The sequence below is a fragment of the Streptomyces sp. NPDC036822 genome (genome assembly GCF_055609145.1).
Genome location: NZ_JBVJPY010000002.1, coordinates 172,837 through 193,684, shown reverse-complemented (window position 1 = coordinate 193,684; position 20,848 = coordinate 172,837). Strand labels below are relative to the sequence as shown.

Annotated in this window: 20 protein-coding genes; 1 reads left to right on the top strand and 19 read right to left on the bottom strand. The window is 68.2% G+C overall.

Annotated elements, in window-relative coordinates:
- Positions 1-90 precede the first annotated feature (90 nt).
- From ACZ68P_RS05300 to ACZ68P_RS05240, 13 genes are all read right to left on the bottom strand, one after another.
- Positions 91-1,632, bottom strand: a complete 1,542-nt coding sequence (locus tag ACZ68P_RS05300; protein ID WP_471002897.1) for a YfjI family protein — start codon at positions 1,630-1,632, stop codon at positions 91-93.
- Positions 1,619-1,975 (bottom strand): hypothetical protein, encoded by a 357-nt coding sequence (locus ACZ68P_RS05295; protein ID WP_471002894.1) that lies wholly within the window; start codon positions 1,973-1,975, stop codon positions 1,619-1,621. The genes ACZ68P_RS05300 and ACZ68P_RS05295 overlap by 14 nt, the downstream gene beginning before the upstream one ends.
- Positions 1,972-2,874 (bottom strand): bifunctional DNA primase/polymerase, encoded by a 903-nt coding sequence (locus ACZ68P_RS05290; RefSeq protein ID WP_471002891.1) that lies wholly within the window; start codon positions 2,872-2,874, stop codon positions 1,972-1,974. Before ACZ68P_RS05290 ends, ACZ68P_RS05295 begins: the two co-directional genes overlap by 4 nt.
- Positions 2,875-2,959: 85 nt before the next feature.
- Entirely contained in the window at positions 2,960-3,244 is a 285-nt protein-coding gene (locus ACZ68P_RS05285; protein ID WP_471002888.1) for a hypothetical protein, read from the bottom strand.
- A 12-nt stretch (positions 3,245-3,256) separates the two neighbouring features.
- Positions 3,257-3,754 (bottom strand): hypothetical protein, encoded by a 498-nt coding sequence (locus ACZ68P_RS05280; RefSeq protein ID WP_471002885.1) that lies wholly within the window; start codon positions 3,752-3,754, stop codon positions 3,257-3,259.
- A gap of 212 nt (positions 3,755-3,966) precedes the next feature.
- Positions 3,967-6,087 carry a hypothetical protein gene (locus ACZ68P_RS05275; protein WP_471002882.1) on the bottom strand — a complete coding sequence of 707 codons (2,121 nt, stop codon included), beginning with the start codon at positions 6,085-6,087 and terminating at the stop codon, positions 3,967-3,969.
- Positions 6,075-7,616 (bottom strand): hypothetical protein, encoded by a 1,542-nt coding sequence (locus ACZ68P_RS05270; protein ID WP_471002880.1) that lies wholly within the window; start codon positions 7,614-7,616, stop codon positions 6,075-6,077. Before ACZ68P_RS05270 ends, ACZ68P_RS05275 begins: the two co-directional genes overlap by 13 nt.
- An 85-nt stretch (positions 7,617-7,701) precedes the next feature.
- Positions 7,702-7,980 carry a hypothetical protein gene (locus ACZ68P_RS05265; RefSeq protein WP_471002877.1) on the bottom strand — a complete coding sequence of 93 codons (279 nt, stop codon included), beginning with the start codon at positions 7,978-7,980 and terminating at the stop codon, positions 7,702-7,704.
- Positions 7,981-8,002: 22 nt separating this feature from the next.
- A complete protein-coding gene (locus ACZ68P_RS05260) occupies positions 8,003-8,338 on the bottom strand; it encodes an RRQRL motif-containing zinc-binding protein (protein WP_471002874.1) in 336 nt (111 codons plus the stop codon).
- Complete coding sequence (locus ACZ68P_RS05255) at positions 8,335-9,384, bottom strand: DUF2637 domain-containing protein (RefSeq protein ID WP_471002871.1); 1,050 nt, start codon at positions 9,382-9,384, stop codon at positions 8,335-8,337. Before ACZ68P_RS05255 ends, ACZ68P_RS05260 begins: the two co-directional genes overlap by 4 nt.
- A complete protein-coding gene (locus ACZ68P_RS05250) occupies positions 9,381-9,719 on the bottom strand; it encodes a hypothetical protein (protein ID WP_471002868.1) in 339 nt (112 codons plus the stop codon). Before ACZ68P_RS05250 ends, ACZ68P_RS05255 begins: the two co-directional genes overlap by 4 nt.
- The gene (locus ACZ68P_RS05245) at positions 9,716-9,982 is read right to left on the bottom strand and encodes a DUF6284 family protein (RefSeq protein WP_471002865.1); all 267 of its coding nucleotides are present in this window, start codon (positions 9,980-9,982) and stop codon (positions 9,716-9,718) included. Before ACZ68P_RS05245 ends, ACZ68P_RS05250 begins: the two co-directional genes overlap by 4 nt.
- A gap of 518 nt (positions 9,983-10,500) precedes the next feature.
- Positions 10,501-11,214, bottom strand: coding sequence for a GntR family transcriptional regulator (locus ACZ68P_RS05240; RefSeq protein ID WP_471003873.1), 714 nt, complete (start codon positions 11,212-11,214; stop codon positions 10,501-10,503).
- A 53-nt stretch (positions 11,215-11,267) separates the two neighbouring features.
- Between ACZ68P_RS05240 and ACZ68P_RS05235 the strand changes: the two genes are divergently transcribed.
- Positions 11,268-12,086, top strand: coding sequence for a class I SAM-dependent methyltransferase (locus tag ACZ68P_RS05235; protein WP_471002862.1), 819 nt, complete (start codon positions 11,268-11,270; stop codon positions 12,084-12,086).
- Positions 12,087-13,166: 1,080 nt separating this feature from the next.
- On the opposite strand, the gene ACZ68P_RS05230 is transcribed toward ACZ68P_RS05235, so the two are convergent.
- From ACZ68P_RS05230 to ACZ68P_RS05205, 6 genes are all read right to left on the bottom strand, one after another.
- The gene (locus ACZ68P_RS05230) at positions 13,167-14,642 is read right to left on the bottom strand and encodes a PIN-like domain-containing protein (RefSeq protein ID WP_471002859.1); all 1,476 of its coding nucleotides are present in this window, start codon (positions 14,640-14,642) and stop codon (positions 13,167-13,169) included.
- A 422-nt stretch (positions 14,643-15,064) separates the two neighbouring features.
- The gene (locus tag ACZ68P_RS05225) at positions 15,065-15,730 is read right to left on the bottom strand and encodes a hypothetical protein (protein WP_471002856.1); all 666 of its coding nucleotides are present in this window, start codon (positions 15,728-15,730) and stop codon (positions 15,065-15,067) included.
- Positions 15,731-15,838: 108 nt separating this feature from the next.
- Complete coding sequence (locus ACZ68P_RS05220) at positions 15,839-16,648, bottom strand: leucine-rich repeat domain-containing protein (protein WP_471002853.1); 810 nt, start codon at positions 16,646-16,648, stop codon at positions 15,839-15,841.
- A 404-nt stretch (positions 16,649-17,052) separates the two neighbouring features.
- Positions 17,053-18,279, bottom strand: coding sequence for a hypothetical protein (locus tag ACZ68P_RS05215; RefSeq protein ID WP_471002851.1), 1,227 nt, complete (start codon positions 18,277-18,279; stop codon positions 17,053-17,055).
- On the bottom strand, positions 18,276-19,175 hold the full coding sequence (locus tag ACZ68P_RS05210; protein WP_471002848.1) for a hypothetical protein: 900 nt from the start codon (positions 19,173-19,175) through the stop codon (positions 18,276-18,278). Before ACZ68P_RS05210 ends, ACZ68P_RS05215 begins: the two co-directional genes overlap by 4 nt.
- 416 nt (positions 19,176-19,591) lie before the next feature.
- Positions 19,592-20,827 carry a styrene monooxygenase/indole monooxygenase family protein gene (locus tag ACZ68P_RS05205; protein ID WP_471002845.1) on the bottom strand — a complete coding sequence of 412 codons (1,236 nt, stop codon included), beginning with the start codon at positions 20,825-20,827 and terminating at the stop codon, positions 19,592-19,594.
- Positions 20,828-20,848 lie beyond the last annotated feature (21 nt).

The window sequence follows — 20,848 nt, the reverse complement described above, 5'->3', positions numbered from 1 at the left end:
GTTTTGTCAGAGCTCCGGATGCGGCTGTTTTCGCAGGTCAGAGGCTAGGTCGGGAGGTTCTGTCAGTTCTGTCAGCGATCTGGTGGGCTTTCAGGCGGAGGTGGTGATGCGGGGGTGGGTCTCGTAGCGGGGGGAGGGCGGCCGGCCGCCGCGTGTGGTGCGGGGCGGCGGGGGCTGCTGGCGGACCCAGCCGTGTTCTTCGAGGAGATTCAGGGCGGGGTCGAGGTCGCTCATGGCGGGGAAGTCACTGCGGGGCATCGCGCGGAAGAGGTCGCGTTTGGTGAAGGTGGCGGTGCGGGTCTCGCGCAGGTGAGTCAGGACCGTGTGGGCGGTTTCCTGGGCCGGGTCGGCCTTCATGGCGTCGAAGACGTCCAGGGCGTGGGCGGTGAAGTAGTCCCCGAGGCGGGTGGCGGCGGCCATCGTCTCGGCGGCGATCTGCCGGGTCCAGGCATCCTCGGGGTGGGCGGCGAGGTGGAGCAGCCCGGCGATGCGGGCAACGGCTCCGTCGCGTTTGCTGGCCCAGTTCACGATCGGCGCGAGGGTTCCGTCCTTGCGCAGACGGGATTCAGTGACCCGCTGGTAGGCCAGCAGGACAGCGTCGGCCTCGGGGGTGAGGGCCAGGGCGGCGGTCTCGGTCCAGGCCGCGAGGGTCAGGGCGAGACGGCCGAGCTTGTGGGCGTAGGTGGCTGCGGTGTCAGGGCTGAGGAGCCTCGGGGTGAGGTTGCGGTAGCCGACGAGAGAGGCGGGCTTGGAGTAGAGGAACCGGGCGAGCAGACCGCGTCCGTCGGCGCCCTTGATCTGCCCGATGGAGTCGAGCACGTCCGGCTGCACGGCCAGGCCCATGGTGATGGCCGGGTTTTCGATGTACTGGGCGTCCCTGGCCTGGCGGTTGACGCGGGCCATGTCACCGGCGTGGCCCTTGAGGAAGATCCCCATGTTCGGGGCACCGGAGTAACGTCCGGCGATGATCTCGAAGATCTCTCCCTCGGGGGACAGAATCGAGATCCGCCCGTCCTGCTGGGCGAGGAGGGTGGTCAGGCTTTCGGCGGTGACGTCGTCGGCGATGAGCTGCGGCTCGGCGGGGATGACGGCCCGCTCGGCGGCCTGGGTGAGCGAGACGGCCTGGGCGGTCAGCTCGGCCAGCTTGTCGGCCTCGGCGTTGGCCGCCTGCTTCTCGGCCTTCTCCGCGGCGGCCTTCGCGATGCGCGCGGCTGCGGCGGCCTCCGTCCGCTGGGGGGCGGTGAGTTCGATGAGGGCCTGCTCGGCGGCGAGGAGAGGCTTGGTCATGAGTCCGAACACGGCGCTCTTGCGGTTGCCGGGCGGGAGAGCGACGGCGGTGTAGAGGTTGACCGGCTCACTCCACTGCCCGCGCACGGTCACGGTGAGACGTCCGCCGGCGGCGGTGCCGATGACGGCGAGCGCGAGGCATCCGGCGAGGTCGACGGGCGTCTGGGTCTCCTCGGCGACCTCCGCCGTCATCGCGCCGAGCCAGTCGGGCAGCGCGTCCACGGGGAAGGCGGGGAGCTGTCCGCGCGGGTTGATGGGTACGGGTTCGTCCCACACGGGCCCGGCGACGTCCTCAGCGGTCATCTCCTCGAACCCCGCCCACAGCTCAGGGTCATGCGTGCTCATGCGGAGTTCCTTCCTCCGTGGTGAATAGCGGGCAGAGGTTGCGGTGGGCGGTGTGGTCGGCGATCAGGTCATGGACCTGGCGGTGGCCGACAGCGCTGCGGTCACGTCCGCAATCGCACCGTGAGGTGGCGGTGGGCAGGGCGCCGCGGCCGGGTGCGGTGATGTGGAGCATGCCGACGATCCGGGCCCCGGCGGCCGGGTACGGCATAGGGATGGAGGGGACGCCTTCGGCGACGCCCTTCGGGGCGCCTACCAGCCGCAGGTGCCGCAGCCGTTCGGCGGCGCCGAGGCCGGAGGGGCTTTGGGTGAGGCTTTTCAGGCGGGGAGTGGGGCGGGGGTTCATGCCGTCTCCCGGGGCCGGGCTGTACGGATGGACCAGTTCAAGGCGCTGCGCAGGGTCGAGCGGCACTCGGCCGGCCGCAGACCCGCCGCCTCCCCCGCCGCCTGAAAAGCCTCCTCAACCACATGTCGGTCGAGGTCGCCCCACGCGACGAACCGGCCCACGGCGCGGGCGGCCCGGAACAACTCCGCCTCCCTGCCACCCTCCAGGGCCGAGGCGACGGCGGCGGTCTCGCGCTCCAGCACCACATCCGCATACCGGCTCGCCCGGGAGGGGAGAGCAAGCCGTACAGGCCGTGCGGGCTCCTCCACACGTGTGAGCTCCTCCAGCAGCCATGCGGGCAGCTCGGCCACGGGCGCGTCATCCAGAACGGTGTACGACCCGGTGGGGGTGGTGCTGCCGGGAGCGACGACGTATCCGCCCCACGCGCGGGTGTCGATGTGCCGGCCGAGCTTGCCCGCGCTGTTGGCCAGGCGGATACCGGGCGGGGCGGTGAAGTACAGGTGCTGCCCGCCGCTCGCGGTCCGGACCCGGTAGGTGGTGGGGACGGCCTGCCCGGCGCGCTCGCAGAGCGCCTTAAAGGAAGTGGCGCCGTCAGGCGTCCCCTTCACGTCCTTCGCCTTGACGGTGTCGAGGTCGACCACGAGCAGCCCGGCCGGGCCGGTCGCGATCCCGACGTTGTACCGACGTGCCGCCCAAGCGGCCCGGATCAGGTCCGGGCCAGTGGTGGCGCGCTGCTCCGGCTTGCGGTGCCCGCCCGCGCACCGGCCGGTGCCGGGGCAGTTCGCTTCGGGGTGACCGGCGGGCCGCTTGTCGCCAGGACGTAAGGGGAAGACGGGCCAGCCGCGTTCGGCTGCGTCCAGCGCTGCGCGGAGCAGCGCGGGACGGGGGTCATGGGTCATGCTGGATGTCTCCAGTTCTGTGACAGGGCTGGTTGGCGAGGGCGGCCCCGGTCATTGGCGTGAGTGGGGGCCGCCTTTGGCGTTGTTAGAAGGGGGGTTCGTCGCTGTATCCGCCGGATCCCCACGGGTCGGTGGGCGTGGTGCGGCGGCGCGGGAGTCGCGGGAGCGGGAGGAGGGTCCAGTAGCGGTCTTCGTCCCAGCAGGGGCAGGGCTCCCACTCGGTGCCGGCGTACTCGCCGGTCTCGTAGTCGCCGTAGTCCCGGTTGTGGCCGCCCTCTCCGCCGCAGTCGCGGCAGTCGGGGCGGGGCGTGTCGCCGAGGATCAGGGCCCGGCGGGGCCAGGTGATCCGGCGGAGGCGCAGACGGAGCACGAGGGGTTCTCCTCAGTGGTGGTTGATGGTGCCGTTGGCGCGGCCGAAGAGGCCGGTGGCGGTGATGTTCTGGGTGATGTGCGTCGCCGCCCCGCCTCCGCCGCCCTTGAGGGTTCCTCGGATGAGGAGGGGGACGGCGATGACGGCGGCGACGAGGAGGGCGGCGGCGGACCAGAGGGCTTGGCTCATGGCGAGGAGTCCCGGGGCTGCGTAGGAAAGTCCGATTCCGGCGGCGGCCACTCCGGCGCCGAGGGTGGGGGCGAGCAGGGCAGTGGTCTTGGCCCACGCGGGGATCGGCTGCCCGACCGCAGCGGCCGGAGGTGCCGGGGGTGGCGGTGCGGTGGGATGGGTGTAGGCGAGGGTGCGGACGCCGCTGGGGAGGGTGACCCAGTCGACGCCGGGCGGGATCTCGGCGGGCAGGATCACCGGCTGCCGGATGGTTGCGGGGCGGGTGATCGGGTCGCCGTAGCGGGTGGGGGTGGTGATCTCATACGGGGTGTCGGAGTGCACAACGGGGTCCTTTCAACGACGGCGGCCGGCCCCGCTCGCGTGGGGGCCGGCCGGTGTCTTGCTTGTCGTGTCGCTTGTCGTCTGACTTGTCGTGCGGCTTGTCGCTTGTCTTGTCTTGTCGCTTGTCGCCTTGCAGGTCACAAGCCGTTTCGGGCCCTCAGCAAGCCACCCAGCGGCCTTCCTGGCGGTGGGGTGCGACAGGCGACAAGGGGTCAGGCTTCGGGGGCGTGGCGGTGGTGGACGTAGCGGGCTTTGGTGCCGGTTCCGATGCGGACGGCGGTGCCTTCGTCGGTCCAGGTCTTGAGCCATCCGACGACGGTCTGCCGGGTGGTTCCGTACTCGTCCGCGAGGGAGCGGGCGATCGCGGAGGCTCCGGTGCCTTCCGTGCCGGCGGCGAGGAGGAGGGCGAGCGCGGCCTGGCGGGCGGCGTTGTCCTCGGTGCGCAGCGCGGACAGGTTCAGCCCGGCCGGCGGCTGGTCCTCGGGATCGTCGTCGGGGTCGGCGATGGTGCCGAACTCGGCGTCGATCTGCGCCATGAACTTCCGCGCGAGCGCGTCCTCATCCACCGTGGACGAAGCCGTGGGCGGCTGCCGGTCGCGGTGCGCCGACAGGTTCAACCCCCCACTCTTGGCAACGGACGGCGTCTCCTGCTCGTCGTCTCCGCCCATCGTGGTGGTTGGGTGGTGGTCGCGCATCCACGCGGTGCGGGTGGTGTCCCACCTGCGTGCGTAGTCGGGCCCGGCGGCTTTGGCTGAGACGTCGTCCAGCCTTGGGTGGAGGGTGGTGGTGGCGTGGACGATGTCGCGGATCTGGCTGGGCTTGATCCGCCAGGACTTGAACAGGGCGGCCGGGGATTCGGGAGTGCCCATGAACCCGGCTCCCTTGTAGGGGGCCTGGTCGACCTTGAGACCGCGGGCGCCGGGGAAGACCTTGGACAGGTCCATGCCCTCGACTTCCCCGCCGGTCAGGCACACCCGCGCTTTCGCCTCCCGGCGGATCATCAGGTTCCCCAGCACCGACCCGGTCGCCCCCAGCGCGGTCAGGACGGTACGCACCCCCATGGCCCGCAGCATCCGGATCACTTCGAGGATCTTCGCGGCGAGCTTGCGCATCTTCGGGTCGCTGCTGGCGAGGATCTCCGCGCCCTCGTCGATCACGAGCATGATCTGCGGGATCTTCGCCGAGACCGGCAGGAGGTCGGTGTCCGCCCTGGCCATCAGGTCCTGATAGGCCACCTTCCGCTGGTTGCCGACCCGCAGCGCGGCCTCAAGCATCAGCATCGCTTCCTCGTAGGAGGCAGCGAGCCAGTCGATACCGGGCCGGGTCTCCTGCTCCGGGTTGCCGTCCGCGGCCAGGGCGGGGCGGATCCAGGGCAGGCCGGCCGATCCGGCATTCAGGTCGATCACCCAGGTCAGGACGTCGGTCGCGCGGGCGAACCCGGCCAGGACGGTGTGGAGGAAGTTGGTCTTGCCCGAACCGGTCGGCCCGACCACCAGCGCGCACTGCTCACGCAGATAGGCCGGGACTTCCCGCCCGTCCGTGCGCACGCCCCACGGTAGGCCGCTGAGGATGGACAGAGGGCGGTAGTCGTCCGGGTAGACGATCTCGTTGACCAGGACGTTGACGGTGGTCACGTCGATCAGGACCCGGCCCTGGTCGATGCCCTGCGAGGCGGTCGCGGTGCAGCCGTGCGGCAGCCGGGCATCCGCCGACAGCCGCGCCGTCTCCCTCGCGATCCGGTCGTAGGTCACCCCGCCGGGCGGGAGTTCAGCGTCGATCGTGAACCCCGTCCCCGTCGGCCACTGCTCGACGGCCAGGACGCGGAGGGTGATGTTGCAGACGCGCTGAACGCGGTCGACCCACTCCGCGGCGATCGCACGCCTCTCGGCCGAGAGTTCACGGGCGACCTGCCGTTCAGCGGCGTCGAGGGCTTCGAGTTCGCGGGCTTCCTCGTAGAGTCCGGTGGAGCGGGCGGCGGCCCCCATCCCGACGCCGATGGTGGCCAGGGAGCCGAGGGCGGCCCACGAGAGGGGCCCGGTCGTCATCGCCCAGGTGGTCCATCCGGCTCCCACGAGCCAGGACGCGGCGCGCATCGTGATGGTGCGGGCGGCGAGGCGTTCGCGGAGGCTGCTGATGGTGTGGCCGATGGCTCCGGCGGCGCCGGCGGCGAGGGCCCATCCGGCGGGCATGCCGGTGGCGGCGCCGGTGGTGGCCAGGGCGAGGGCTCCGGTGGTGGCGGACAGGGCGCCGGTCACGGGTCCGTGACCGGCTGCCCAGTCCCACACCGGCCCCGTCGGGGTGGCGGTGTTGTTGGCCATGGTCAGACGTTCCATCCCTTCTCGGCCTCGGGCCCGTTGCGCGGGTCCTCGTGGCGGGCGATGTCGGCCTCGTGGGCCTGGCGGAACACCGGCCCCATGTCCTCGGCGACCGCGACCGCGGACATGACGGCGCCGAAGATGTCGCTGAACCCGTCGGCGACCTCCTTCTCCAGCGGGAACTCGGAGTCGGCGCGCTCGGCCAGGATCCGCATCACGTTCGCCACGGACGTGAGCGCGGCCGGCAGGCTCTCGACCATGGCGAGGATCTCCATCGCGCTGTCCGGCTCGTAGGACTGCGCGGCGGACTCCATCTCGGCGGCCTGCTCTTCGAAGTTGAACCCGGACACTGCGACTCCCTCACTCGAATTGGTGGAGGCAACGGGGCCGGCCGGACGCTCGGCCTGGTCCCCGACCTGCTCGTTGTCGTGCTCGGTGGCTTCCGCGTCGGCGGCGGCCTCCTCGGCCTCCCGCTGATCGCAGATGGCCTGGTCACGTCCGGCGCGCTCTTCGCGCGCTTGCTTCATGAGGCGGGCGTAGAGGCGGCGGCCGGGCTGCTGCAGCCAGGCCCAGCCGAGCTTCCGCCCGAGCGGGGTGGTCAGCATCCCGACCAGCCCGAGCGCCCCGGCCAGGAGCGCGGCCAGCAGGCGGCGGCCCTGCAACCGGGCCGCCGACCGGCGCAGCGCCCTGCGCGCCTTCTGCCGCGCGGGGGCTTTGCGGACAGCGGACCGCTGCGCGGCGACCTGACCGGCCGCCTTGCTGTCGGCGGCCTTCCGCACACGGCCTATGGTCGCGCCGCGGGCCTTCCCAGCCGCATTCGCGCCCCGGGCGACCGCCCGCCCGACCCGCCCCCGGCTCGCGGCGGCCGCGGTGCGGGCCTGCTCCCTGGCCGCTCGGCGGGCGTCAGCCACCTGACGGCGGGTGCCGGTCGCCTCTGCCCGCCGGGCGGCCCTGGACGGCGCGGCCGTACGGGACTGCTCGCGCAGCGCCCGCGCCTGCCCCACCCGGCCCCGCAGAGAGGTGCCGCGGCGAGGGCCGGTCACGGCAGCCGACCTGCGGCCGCCCCGTGCCGCCGTGGCGGCACCGGGAGCGGCCGAGCGGCCCGCCTTGGGGCTGGACTTGCTGCTGCCGCGGCCCCCTGCCGTACCGGTGGCGCTTTTGCCCGCGGCAGCCCGCTTCGACTGCTGCGGCACCCGCCCGACAGCACCGCGGCCAGCACCGCGGGCGGACAGCCGGGCCTTCTTGGCTTTCTCGGTGGACTTGCCCGGCTTGGTGTTCTTGCGGTGGGCGGCGGTGGCGCCGAGAACGACGGCTCCGGTCGCCGCAATGGCCGCAGCGACCGGTCCACCGGCCAGAGCGGCGGCGCCGAGCAGGGACGCGGTCGCGTTCACCCCGGTCAGGGCGAGCGGAACGACCGGCCATCCGCCCGGCGTGTGGTCCAGCTCCGCCGCCCTCGCGGTTTCGGGCGTGGGCGGCGAGGGCTGGGCGGGTTCGGGAGCGGGTGTGGCCTCGGGCGCTACTACCGGCTCGATGCTGACATCGGTCATGCTGTGAACCTCCCTTTGGGAGACGAGAGGGCCCGGCCGGGTCTGTGGAAGGAAGCGGCCGGGCCCTTTGGGCTCTGAGGTGCGGCTAGAGCTGGGCGACGCTGTGCCCGGGGATGACGTAAATGTCGGTGAGGAAGTCCGCGTGGGCCCAGCGCTCGGGCCCGAAGTGCAGCGCGATGACGGTCACCGGACGGCCGGTGCGGTCCGTGGTCTCGTACTGGCCGACCCACTGCGCGTCCTCGCGGTCGGACGCGATCCAGCGCAGAGTCAGCTCGATTCCGGGCGTCCTGGTCGACTCCAGCGACACCGGAGCGGTCTCGCCAGTACGGCGCAGGACGGTGTCCATCGTGGCGGCGTGCGACATGGGATCTCCTCGAAGATTGCGATCAGACGGTGGTGTGGGGTGCGTCCGCGCACGGGACGCACAGCCCGAGCGAGGGTGGGATGCGGTATCCGGCATCCCGGCCGCACCCGGGGCAGATGCGGCGGGCCGCGTTCGCCTTGGCGAGCGCGGCCCGTTTCGCCGGGGTCATCGGACGGACCGGCTTGGCCTGGTCGATCCGGTAGAGGTAGGCGACCAGCGGCCCCCGCCGGCGGCAAGGGCGTTCGAGCTGCGCCACGACCGGCTGACCGCCCGGCCGCAAGCCCCGGGCGCGAAGCTGCCGGAACGTGGCGAGCCCGTCGGGGGCCAGGCGCCACCGGTAGACGGGGATCGTGCTCACGACGCGGCCCCTTCAAGAGCGCGAGCCGCGGGCTCGGTGTTCTGGAGGTCGCGGAGTTCCTGGTAGCGGGTGGAGACCCAGCCGACCGACCAGCCACACAGCTCCGCCGCCTGCCGCACCGGAAGCCCGGCATGGAAGGCCGCGGTCACTGCCTGGCGGGCCCGATCCTCGGGAAACTTCTCCGTCGCCGGGCCGGCCGCGAGGAGTTCAGCGCGTTCACGCTCGGCCCGCTCGCGACGCTCGGCCTGTTCACGGGCGGCGGCTTCCTCCCGCTCCCGCCGCGCCTGCTCGGCCCGCTGCGCGGCCTCACGTTCACGTGCCTGACGCTGCTGTTCACGCTCCCGCTCAGCCCGTTCACGGGCGAGCCGGTCGTGTTCACGCTCGCGCTCAAGGCGTTCACGCTCAGCCTGCTGAGCACGCTCGGCAGCCTCGGCGCGCTCGCGTTCCTCACGCCGTACCCGCTCCTCCCGCTCAGCCTGTTCACGAGCCAACCGGGCCTCATGCTCACGCTGTTCACGAGCCAGCCGCTCGGCGTGCTCACGCTCCTCCCGGGCCCGCCGCTCCCCCGCCTCACGCTTCTCGCGGGCGGCTTGGTCGCGGGCTGCCTGCTCGGCCTTCCGCTCCGCTTCCAGGGCCGTCACAGCGGCGGTGATGGCCCTGCGGTAGGCCAAGCCGGTCTCCGCCGTCACGATCAGGAGGAGCGGGGCGACGGCGTGCACGGCCACGCCGACCAGGTCTTTCCTCAGCGCGGAGTCGGCGACGTTCAGGGCGAGGGTCATGCAGCCGGTCATCCACCGCAGCACCACCGGCCACCGCCCGCCGTGCCCGCCAAGGCGGGCCAGGACCGAATCGAGGCGGACGACGATCACGACCGCCGCGTCGACCACGAGCGGCAAAATCGGCGCGGTCCAGTCCCACTCGTCCGCCGTGTGCGCCGCCATGAGCGGGGTCACCGTCAGGACCGAGTAGAGCATCGCACCGGACACGATCAGCCACGTGCCGACCGACAACGCCCGCTCCGCTGAACGGATCTGAACACTGTTCACGGCCCGACCTCCACCCGTGAACGCCCCGCCACGGGGGCGAGGACCCTGGCGAAGGCGACCAGGCTCAGCCGCGCGCCGGCGTAGTCGGCCTCGGCCTCCAGGACCCGGGTGTGGCCGTCGCCCTGAACATGATGGGTGACGTTCACCGGGTCGATCCCCAGCGCCTCACGCCAGGCCTCGAAGCCGGGCAAGTTGTTGTGGAACGCCAGCGTCAGCATGTCCGGGTAGACCGTGGACACCGACACACAGGGCGCGGGGAGGTGCGGGTACTCCACGCTGAACAGCCGCCAGGCCAGCAGCGGCGCGTTCAAAGCGGCGAGCGTCTGCGTGCTCACGCGGCACCGCCCGACTGTGCCGCCGTGGCGCGGTTGGTCATGTCGCGGCGGACGGTCAGGACGCGGTTGCGGGCTCGGCGGATGCGCCGGGTGTCCAGCGCGGTGGCCGGCCGGTCCAGCAGCGGCAGCCGTGCGTCGAGCAGCTCGACCTCCGCCAGGATCAGCGGCATCTCGGCCTCGATCGCGTCCAGCTCCGCGTCCGACGGCTCACCGTCGAACGGGGTAGCGGTAACGAGCTTGTGAAGTGCAGCGATGGACTTCATAGGGTCGTGCTCCCTTCCATGAGGAACGGCCCGAAACGAGGCCCCGGAGTTACCGCTCCGGGGCCTCTCGCCGTTGGAACCACCCGGCTCCCCTCGACCCCGCCCGTACGACCGAAGCCAGACGGGCGGAGGAGGCAACCGGCCGCAACCGGGAGGCTGCGGAAAGGTTGGGCGCGCGGACTTAGGCCGCGCCGGCCGCCTCGTCAAGCAGGCGGCCTGATCTCTCATCACGCTGTTCAGTTCTCAAACGACCGGCGCTTCCTTCGAGCTGACCCGCCTGAACGGAGCTCTCCGGGCGTCGGGGCAGCCCAAAGAAGGGCCACTCCACTGCGGCTTCTGGGCCGCATTCCTGCGGGCCGCGGCCACGTCCATAGACTGGACCGGTGGACCGGTCCAGTCAACTCCCCTGTCTTGTTGCGCGTCTGACGATGCACCAGAAACGCCTGCTCAGGGCGGGTTTCTAGGCAAGAAAAAAGCTGAACCGGTGGACCGGTCCAGCTTTTATGGGTGGTCGGTGGCTACATCGGGTAGCTGTCGACTCGTTCGTATATGCCCTCGGGTGTCACACCCTCCTCGCAGACCAGGGCGCCGTCCTGGTCGGATGCCACGTGGAGCACCACGGCCACTGCTGTCGGTCCGTCCAGCCTCAGATGTTCTGCCTCGATCGGCGATGCGAGGCGCACGGTGGTTGTGTCGGTGCCCTCGGCGGGGAACCTGCCGGTCTGCCTGCGGACATACCGAGTCGTCCCCTCGGCGATGGGTGCCAGCTGAGCGAGTCGCGGAGCGTTCCTGGCGACCGACGGAGGGAACCAAGCTGTGACGTAGCTGTGCGGCGTCCCGTCCGGGAGGTGCATGAGGCGCACTCGGAGGAGGGCCTGCTCGCCCGCTTCCATCCCGAGAGCCCCAGCGATGTGAACTGGCGGGGTGGTCCACTCGGGGTTGCCGATCCGCTGGAAGGGCATCCCCCCCGACACGCGGGCTGTCCCGGCACGCCGGGAGCCGGCCGGGCGACCCACCGGTGTTTCCACCACGATGAACCCTGTTCCCTGCCGTGCTTCAACGATGCCGTCTCCGCGCAGGACATCGACAGCCTTGATCGCCGTGGCGCGAGAGACCGACCACTGCTCGGCCAAGTCCCGGCCAGACGGGATTGCCGCCCCGGCGGGAAATTCCCCGGCGGCGATTCTCGTCCGCAGAGACTCGGCGATCTCCTCGTACTTGAGTAGAGCCATGATTCCCCTCACGTCCATGGTGGACTGGTCCACCGGTACAGCATACTGCGGGCATGGCAACGTACGAGCTTGCACCAGAGGTCCGGACTTTCTACGAGCGCACCGTTGATGAGGGCGCGCGCCTGCGAACGTCGGCAGACGGGCGTCTCGAACTGCTCCGCACCAGGGAGATCCTTCGTAGGTACCTGCCGGAAGCGCCCGCACGAGTCCTCGACGTTGGGGGCGGTGCTGGCGTACACGCTGAGTGGCTGGTCGAGGACGGATACGACGTCGATCTGGTCGACCCGGTTCACCGCCACGTTGAGCAGGCCGCGAAAATTTGCTCGGCCACTGTCGGGGACGCGCGCGACCTCGCCGCGCCGGCCGACTCGTACGACGCGGTACAGCTCCTCGGGCCCCTCTACCACCTGCCCAACCCCGCAGACAGGCGGGCAGCGCTCATGGAGGCGGTGCGGGTGGCGAAGCCCGGCGGTCTGGTCGCGGCGGCAGGTATCAATCGCTACTCCTCCCTGTTCGAGCACGTCACGTACGCCCATCTGCACAGGGAGCGGCTGCACGCCTCCGTCTCGTCCATCCTCCAGACAGCCGTTCACGACGGTAAGCGGGGGTTCACCCTCGCGTACTTCCACAGGGCAGAGGAACTGGCCGGGGAGCTTGGCGACGCTGGGTTGGAGGACGTCACCGTGATCGGCGTGGAAGGGCCTGCGTGGTCCGCGCTAAAGGCCGTGGAGCAGCAGTCGGGCCAGGATCCCTCCGAAGACCTCTTTCAGTCGGTGTTGGCAGCCGCACGGCTGGCCGAGCCTTATCCAGAGCTTTTGGCAGCCAGCTCCCACCTGCTTGCAGTCGGCAGAGTCCCCTCAGCGCGGCTCTGATGGCATAACGGCCCGAGGCCGGGTAGCTTTTGGCAGCTCCGTTCGGGGGCCCTGTGGGCCATCTGGGCTGGAAACCCAACTTCCAGGATGACTCTGACGGATAGGCAGGTCAGAGTGCCGTCGTTGGGCGCCAAGGCCAGCCTGGAAGACCATCGTCGTGGCAGGGATATCACCTAGGTCAGATCGCACACCGGTCGCAGGCGAGCGGCCCCGACCAGCCATCTCGGTCGGGGCCGTCGGCATGCCCAGCCACTGTGAACGCCCCGCGTCTCCTGGCCCCAAGTTGAGCGGGCACGCATGGGGGCACAACGGCTCCACGCTTTTGAGGGTACGGCGGCCTTCCGAGCCCATCCTGTTCGACTGGTGAGCCGCCTACGCTCCATGTCGTGATGAACTCGGATGACGACCGGACGGCCCGAAAGCGACAAGAGCTGGCTGGCTATGCCGCCCGTAGTGACGAAGGGTTGGACAACTTCCTCGGGCATATCAGGCACAGCATCGAGGCAGCTCGGCAGATGGGAGTGGACGTTCCTGAAACTCTCTCCGAACGGGTGGAACGGCTGTCTGCCCGGCGTGGATGGCCACCACTTCGCTGATCCAAGCCCTGCTGCCGCCCAGCCCGTTTAGGGGTTCGCCACCGATCAACCCAAGCTGCCAGCCGGTGCCGCCGGCGTCCAGGCTGGAGGGGGCGGCCGCCGCTTTCGCCGGTCGGCCGCCGGCTCCAGCCTGCTCATCCGTTCGTCGGTACCTCCACGACCCCGAGTCCCGTTGATGGCCGCGCAGCAAGCTCCACGACGAGGCGACCGTGACCTACGTATGCCTATAAGCGGCACCGCCAAGCAGACCTTCGCCGATACACTCGCCCGCGCACCCGACAGCTTGGGATCGGTGGAGAACGACGTTGCGGTCTAGATGGGCGCGCATATTTGGGTCAGGAATCGCCTCTGTGGGCACTCAGGCCCCGGGATGGCGAGGGCTCCATACGCGGGTGCTGGCCCCGGGTGGCTGAGGCAGGAGACTCGCTTCCGTCTGCCATCACCCGGGACACGCAAAACTTAGCGGGGGCCCAACTCGCCTCACCTAGCTTCTCGGTGATCGCAATTCAAGCTCCACGTGGTCCAGTCTCTCCGACAGTTCCTGCTCAAGCCTTTGCAATCCTCTAATCTTTTCGGACAAGGCTTCATGAGTTTCCATCAGTCGCTCTAGGTTCGCCCTGTCATCTCCACCCCTTTCAAGGGAAATCATCTCTTCCACTTCCTGCAATGCATCCATCGCGCGTTCGCGTTCCCAATGCATTCCACGGAGTCGCTCTTGTAGATTTTTAGACTGCCGAATTAGCCCGTCGTCAGAGCTTCTTCTCTGCAACTTCATTGCGCGACCACTTCGTGTCATCCTGTGCACGCGTTGCAACTTATCCCAGACGGTAGGATCAATGTAGACGAATCGAGCGTCTGGAGTGCGAGAGGCGGGATAATCCACCTCTGCCAGGACATCATCCAATCGATCCCTGGCGGACTCGGCTGTGGCCACTACGGAGGAACTTGCCTGAGGATCGGAAAGAAGACGAGTGAATTGTGTTCTTGAACGGCTCACATCGTTCACGAGTTTGTCGTAATCGTTGCTGTGAATCATGATTCGCTCCTGCGTGTTTCCAGGAGCCGCCTGTTCGATATTCTCTGCCTGGGCAACTGTCGATGCACTGACAGAAGCGCCGAGTTCCGATTTTGCTACTTTCAGAAACGTCCCCAAATCGGCAAGAAGGAAATCCAAGCCGCAGCGATCCCTAAATTCTTTCATCAATTCCGGCCTTGGGCCAATCGTGATACCTGCCTCAATCTGCACCCAATCCTCTTTAGCGTCGTTCGTTACAAGGAGAACCGGCCTCTTCCGGCCTTCAGCCTCCCGAAGAACCTGCTCCCAAAGGAAAAAGTCGCCATGAGAGTTCTCCGCCTTGTTTGCATCCTTGTAGCCTGGTGGAATCTCTTTGTCGACTCTGCGGGCGTACTCCTCCAAGAGGCCTTCCACTTCTTGCTCTTCGAATTCGGTGCCTGTCTTTTTATCCAAGATTTCCGCTAGCGCCTCGAGGATGGGATCATCTGTTGCAACCCTAGCCAAACTGAGATCGAAATCCTGTCCATGGCCCTTGATTTCTGCAATCACCGCCTCGAATGCCCTGCTCAGTGGGTTTACTAGTTTGGCTCGGTCTTCGGGCGGCATTGAGCGCCTCTTGGCAAATGTGTTCAGCTCTTGGACTGCCTTATTTTTCGAATCAGTAAGCGCCTTTGGGACAGATGTGTAGAGGTTGATGTGCTCACTTACGGCGGTCATCCTCCGGGAGTAGTACTCTTTCGTCACCTGGTGTGACACCCATAGGCGGTCCTGCAAAGTCCTCAAGACCGACAGAAGCTCATTTCGGGCTTGGGGTGTGAATCTGTAGAGATTGAGCAATACGTTGGTATCCAGCGTGACAAGATACTCCTTCACCCCCTTCTCGTAATCCGATAGGGGCCGCCTCCACATTCCCTCAAAGCCGGCCAGAAATGAGGAATAGGGCATCGGGCATCCTCCAATTCCGCTAGATCAGCACATCGCGCAGCCAACGCTACCGGCGTTGGAGTGCCTGCCGCAGCTAGTTCCGGTGAGTAGCCAGCGAACCAACCGATATAGCACGTGGATACATGTATCCAGTCCAGCTCCGACCAGCCTCGCCATCGTCCCTACCTTGTGGACACGAGGTGAGGAAACGCGTGCAGGGGTGTAGGTGGGACGTGCGAGGCCATGGTTGGAAAGTGATCCCGGACAGGTGAGGAGTTGGGCGGCTGCCAACTCGGGTGTTCTAACCTGCTGATAGTTCGTGGCCCCGGCATCGGCAACCTGGCCCGGCTGCATACTGACCTGCTCGACTCCGGTGACCTCACGCAGATACTTCGGCGACTCGACGACGACTGACCGTTTCGCTCGCGATCTGGAACGATCAGTTAGTGCAACCCTGGCGCGTTACCGCCAAGCACCGTTCTCGCCTTTTCGATGAAGGCCAGGCGAGCTTGCTTGACTTCCTCGATTTTGGCGTCCCGCTGCGGCGAGGGGCAGAGAATCAGTGGGGCCCCCACCTCTTCACCTGCATGCTGGGCGGAGAGGTCGGCATATGTGCTAAGTAGATCAAAGCAAGCGCGAACTAGCCGCTGTGCCTCTGTCGTCACCTCGATTGGCCCCTCCAGCGCAACGGCTGAACTAGCCTCGCCGAGGGAGACGATTGCCACTTCGGCGGCTGGTAGTTCTGGTGCCACCGGGCTATCAACGCTGCCCTGCCTGGAACCGCTCACTTCATTCATCCTGCGTTGCACTTCGTAAAAGGCAGTTAGGAATGAAGCGTAGACGCCCCTCCGAGCCTCGCGGTGCAAAATGCGTCGCTGCTCGTCACGGTCCGCCTGTCTGTCCAGACGGTCCTGTCGGCCCTTCAGCAGGGTGAACGATCCGGTCAGTATGACTCCGGCAAGAGCGCTGCCTGCGGCGATCAGCGCGATCGATTGTTCGGCCATGGGCTCATCAAACCCGGGCAGGGCACGTGCCCGCAGCGGAACAGCAGAGAAAGACGATCCTGGTCGCTGCCGTTGGCTCAGCGGCATTGACATGTCGACGGTCACGTATTTCCCCATCGCGAGCGTCAGCTTCCCCGCCCAGACGTTCGACCCGTCGTCACACCATCGTGGTCGTTTCTCGACCGACCGGGGGGTGAGGCGAGGTTCGGCTGATCAGTCCCAGTCGGACGCCGGCTGGTCGACTCGGCCGCCTTTGTGGGGTGTGGGGATGTAGTCGCGAGCACCGCCAGGCAGCGCGGCAACACACGTCGCCGAGCAAGCGTTGACCAGCAGGGGCAGTACGTCAGTGGCCACGCGCAGTGAGATCCACACCTGATGGAGTCCGCGCTGTTCGATCGGGCGGTCGCAGACACTGCAGCTGTGGATGACGGTGACGCCCCACCGTCGGGGATCCAGGTTTCCCGGATCGAGGTCCGCAACGGAGCCCGAGGAAGGCCGTAGCCGCGGGAACGGCGGTCGCAGCTTGTAGTTGCCGAACAACGCGCGCGTGCTCACCGTGCTGCGGGTCAGCTTCCGGCACCGGGTGATCTCGTAAGGGAACCAGTGCAGCCGGTAGGAGGTGTAGGGGGTGAACTCCTCCAGGCTGGTCATGGCCCCGATCTCGGGTGGGAGCCGGACCAGATTGCTGCCGTAGAGCACGAGGTGCTTGACCGCCGTCAGCTGGGCGATGCTCGGTGGCAGGGTGATGATCTGCCGCCGCTCTTCCGGGCTGAGCCCGGTCAGGGGGCGAAACTCTTCGCGCCCGTCGGCGGCGGCCTCGTCGATCAGCTCCAGCAGGTGGCGCCAGCCCGAAGCGGAGGTGTCCTGCCGCTCGGCGTGGAGTCCGACTCGGGCTCGCGGATGCGGCCTGGACTGGTCGAAGCACGAGCACGCGTCCTGGCGGGTACCCCGCCGTTCCGTGGCCGGGTCCGACGTATCGCCCCAGCGGTTCACATTGAGCCCCGGCTCTGCCTCGTCCGTCATGGCGCCAAGATACGGAGGTTGCTGCAGGCCGTCTCAGGATTATCCGGACGGGAGCACAGACGACACCCATCGCCGTGCTCGAACGTTTGGCTGGGGAACCTGATGCTGCTGATGGGGAATTACGTGGAGTTCCACATGACATCAGCGGTTGACATCAACGTCGGCAGACGTGCGGCGACGACAAGGGGCGTAGCACTGTGGAGATCAAGCCGTCAGGCGTGTGCCCCGGGTGCCCTGTCGGCTACCGGTTTATCCGGCACGCGCCTACGGATCAGGTGGTCATGGTTCAGAAGCTTGCTGAGCAACACAAGCGAGAGACCCTGAGTCTCGCGGCTCCAGCTCAAGAGCAGTACAAACCGGTTGAGCCGGCCCTGTCAGCACAGGACCGGCTCAACCCGTTCAGATCACGCCTCGGCGTACTCCGCGTCTTCGTCCTCTTCGGGGAAATCGCTGGAGATGAACCCCTCGTCAGGGTCGGGTTCCGCCTTCACCAGGATTTCGTAGACCTGGTGGGCAGTGTTGCGGGTGCGCTCCCACTCTTCGTGGATACCGAAGGGGTGCGGGGGCGGGGAGACGGCCGAGCTTTCAAGGGCAAAGGCCGCGTCCTTGGCGATGTCCAAGGCCTGGATGAGCCGTTCTCGGTTGTCCCGGTCGCGCTCTTCGGGAGTGGCGGCTTGGTTGCGGGCCTTGCGGGCTTCCTGCTGCTTGAGGAAGCCGGCCATGGCCTTCGCCGGGTTGGCGATCTCGTACAGGCGGTACTCGGTCAGGCGCTCCGGGCTGCGGGTTTCGCGGGTGTCTCCGGTGATGACCAGACTGCCATCGGAATTGATCATGGGGATGTTGTATTCGTGGGCCGGCTTGGTCGAGTCCCACTGCTGCCAGGCGGAGGCGAGCAGGCGGAGGCCATACTCGTGGCTGGCCAAGTCGGTGAGGATGGCCGGCGGGGACCCCCGGAACGGGGCGCTGCCCTCGAACAGCTTCGACTCGCGGTCACGGGTGAGGTAGCCGTCCATCATGAGGGCGAAGCCGCCACCGATGATCAGCGTGATCCGGGCATTGTGATCGCCCGCAACCGCGCGCTCCAGCAGCTTCGGCACCGTGTCATACACCGGGTACCACTGCCGGCCAGGCACATCCTCGGTGAGGAAACCGCCGTCTCCGAAAGCGTTGCGGGCCCTCTGGAGGGAGGATGGGCGGCGAGACTTGGGCTCCTTACGTGCCTTAGGGCGGCGCACGTCACGATCGACGATGACGCCGAGCATGAAGCTGAACTGCTTCGTAGTCACGGCACGCCGCGCCATGATGTTGCGGATCTCGGCCTTCGTCTCACCGAAGGCGGAGCCGGCGGTGAGACGGTGGGTGGTGTAAACGCAGCGCCAGATGGGCGAGGGTTCCGGGCAACCGAGTTCGGTAGGCAGGTCCTCCAGCGAGGTAACCCCGAGGATGATGTCTGCTTCCTGGCGACGCAGCTCGCCGCGGGTCACCAGCGCGTCGATGGTCTGGTTGGCGATGTTGTGCCACATCGCGTCCGAGGTCCAGGGGTTCTTCTCCAGGTGCTCGCCGGCGACCAGGTTCTCCACCATGGACACGAACGAGGCCCCGGAGGTCTGCATCAGGGTCTGCGCGATCACAGGTTGACCTCCATGGTGTTGCGGGCGCCGACGACCAGGCGCACCGGGACGGTGGCGGCCTGGCCGACTCGGACTACCTGGTCCGACAGACCACGCTGGTAGGCGGAGTTGTAGTGAGCGATCTCGTCACGAACCGCCCGGCGGAGGGAATTGGTGTCGCGCAGCAGGTCCTCGACAACCGAGGCGGCGGCACCGGCGATGCTCTTGCCGGTGCGGGTCTTGGCCGCGGAAGAGAGGCGGGAGATGCCGTCGACGACGACCGGCAGGACCCGGCTCGGCGACTTGTCAGCGAAGGTCACCCGCACGAGGATGACGAGCAAGGGCTCGGAAACCCCACGCTGCATGATCGAGTCGGAGTAGTCAGCCTTGGGCACGTTCAGGGTGCCGGAAACGGTTTCCCGAACCAGGGCGGCGAGCTGCTGGGGACTGTCGAACTCGCAACGGGCCTGGGCCAGCGGCCCGTCGACATCGTGGTCGTCGAGCAGCTTCGGAGCCGGAACGGCCAGCGACATAGCGGCGATGCGCGGCTGGTAGAGCGGGAAAAGCATGCGGGTCCACGCGAGGCACTCGATCACGTACAGCGAGCCGCCCGGAACGGCGACCTCGCTGAGCAGAGAGACTCCGTTGGGCTGCGGGCTGACGAGCAACGCGGCCCGCTCCGGCTCCACCTGCAGAGCTGCGGCAGCCTTGCGGGCGTCCTCACTGAGGTTGGTCAGAGGGTTCTTCTGCAGCCGCAAGGAGACCTTGCGCAGCGCTGCGGTCTCGGGGACGTCCGGCAGGGGCTGGGGCCGGCGGGTGATGCTCAGCTTCTCCAGTTCCTCATCGGCAGCCGGGGGAAGACTGACGTGAGACTGGGGGTCCTGCGGCTCCTGGAACAGGGGGTAATTCTCGGTCACTGGCTCATGGCCCATCATGACTCACCCACAGCACAGTGCTGTGCGGCTTCGGCGTGCGACACCAGAAGGTGGATGATTCGTCCGCCCACGAAGGGGATCGCCGCCCGACGGCTGACGATGTGCTCCGTGGCGCCTGCCACATCTCGCTGTTGCTGAACCTTCACCGTGGTCTCGTTGGGGCCCTTGCCCAAACATTTCCGCGGATCGCAGTGCCTTAGAGAGGCCACTCGGATGTGGTGGTCCAAGTGTCGAACGACAACGACGATGCAGATCGACGCACCCGACATCTAACCGCCTCTTCCAACAGGCCGTCAAATGAATTCACTTGAGTCGGGCCGTCCCTGGGCCGTCAAAGGGGTGCCGCTGGTGACCAACAACCACCAACGACACCCCTTCAACAGCAGGTCAGAGGCTCGTCAGGCTCCGGCAACCGAGGCCAGGTACGCGCCCGTCTTCTCCGGGTCGTAGAAGAAGTTCTCGAAGTCGGCCGGGTCGTTGAAGCCGTTGGCGAACCGGTCGGCCGCGGGCTGGAGCTGCCCGGCCGCGCCGATGAGGTCGAGGACATGCTCCGGCGGCACCCCGAGCATGGCGTTGGTCCACTTGGTGACGTGCTGCGCGGTGTCCCAGTAGCGGTCGAACGTGCCCTGCATCCAGGCCTCGTCGAACGGCCGGTCGCCGTTCTCGACGATCGAGGCGAGGTACGCGGCCGCGCACTTGGAGGCGGAGTTGGAGCCCTGGCCGGTGATCGGGTCGTTGGCGACGACGACGTCGGCGACGCCGAGCACCAGGCCGCCGCCGGGGAGGCGGCCGATCGGGTTGCGGACCGTCGGTGCGTAGCGGCCGGCCAGGGTGGCGCCCGCGTCGGTGAGTTCGACCTTGGTGGCGCGCGCGTACTCCCAGGGGGTGAACTTCTCCATCAGCTCCAGCGTGAGCGCGAGGTGCTCGGAGGGGTCCTTGACGCCCTGGAAGACGTCGAGCGGTCCGCCCGGGACGCCCTCCCAGAACAGGATGTCGGCGCGGCCGGAGGTCGTCAGGGTCGGCATGACGAACAGCTCGCCGACGCCCGGGACCAGGTTGCAGCGGACCGCGTCGAAGTCCGGGTGCTCGGGGCGGGGGCCGAGGCCGTGGACGTACGCGACGGCAAGGGCGCGCTGCGGCTCGCCGTACGGGGAGCGGGCGGCGTCCCGGCCGAACATGGAGACCAGCTCGCCCTTGCCGGCGGAGACCAGGACCAGGTCGTACGAGCGGGAGAAGTAGTCCAGGTCGGAGACGGCGGCGCCGTGGATGACGAGCTGACCGCCGCGCTGGGCGAAGGTCTCCATCCAGCCGGCCATCTTCACGCGCTGGTCGACGGACTGGGCGTAGCCGTCGAGGCGGCCCACCCAGTCGATGACGCGGGAGGCGTCGGGGCCGGCGACGGAGACGCCGAGGCCCTTGATCTGCGGGGCCTGCGACTCCCAGAAGTTGATCGCGAGGTCGCGCTCGTGCTGGAGCGCGGTGTCGAACATGCACTGGGTGGACATGACCCGGCCGGACCGGATCTCGTCCGCCGTGCGGTTGGACATCAGGGTGACCTCGTACCCCTGCGACTGCAGTCCGAGGGCGAGCTGGAGACCGGACTGGCCGGCGCCGACGATGAGTATCTTCCGCATGGCGGGGGTTCCTAACGAATG

Bases quoted from the DNA above. Each gene is read 5' to 3' on its own strand.
- ACZ68P_RS05300 (WP_471002897.1), bottom strand. From the start codon at position 1,632: ATGAGCACGCATGACCCTGAGCTGTGGGCGGGGTTCGAGGAGATGACC.
- ACZ68P_RS05295 (WP_471002894.1), bottom strand. From the start codon at position 1,975: ATGAACCCCCGCCCCACTCCCCGCCTGAAAAGCCTCACCCAAAGCCCC.
- ACZ68P_RS05290 (WP_471002891.1), bottom strand. From the start codon at position 2,874: ATGACCCATGACCCCCGTCCCGCGCTGCTCCGCGCAGCGCTGGACGCA.
- ACZ68P_RS05275 (WP_471002882.1), bottom strand. From the start codon at position 6,087: ATGGAACGTCTGACCATGGCCAACAACACCGCCACCCCGACGGGGCCG.
- ACZ68P_RS05270 (WP_471002880.1), bottom strand. From the start codon at position 7,616: ATGACCGATGTCAGCATCGAGCCGGTAGTAGCGCCCGAGGCCACACCC.
- ACZ68P_RS05265 (WP_471002877.1), bottom strand. From the start codon at position 7,980: ATGTCGCACGCCGCCACGATGGACACCGTCCTGCGCCGTACTGGCGAG.
- ACZ68P_RS05245 (WP_471002865.1), bottom strand. From the start codon at position 9,982: ATGAAGTCCATCGCTGCACTTCACAAGCTCGTTACCGCTACCCCGTTC.
- ACZ68P_RS05240 (WP_471003873.1), bottom strand. From the start codon at position 11,214: ATGGCTCTACTCAAGTACGAGGAGATCGCCGAGTCTCTGCGGACGAGA.
- ACZ68P_RS05235 (WP_471002862.1), top strand. From the start codon at position 11,268: ATGGCAACGTACGAGCTTGCACCAGAGGTCCGGACTTTCTACGAGCGC.
- ACZ68P_RS05230 (WP_471002859.1), bottom strand. From the start codon at position 14,642: ATGCCCTATTCCTCATTTCTGGCCGGCTTTGAGGGAATGTGGAGGCGG.
- ACZ68P_RS05220 (WP_471002853.1), bottom strand. From the start codon at position 16,648: ATGACGGACGAGGCAGAGCCGGGGCTCAATGTGAACCGCTGGGGCGAT.
- ACZ68P_RS05205 (WP_471002845.1), bottom strand. From the start codon at position 20,827: ATGCGGAAGATACTCATCGTCGGCGCCGGCCAGTCCGGTCTCCAGCTC.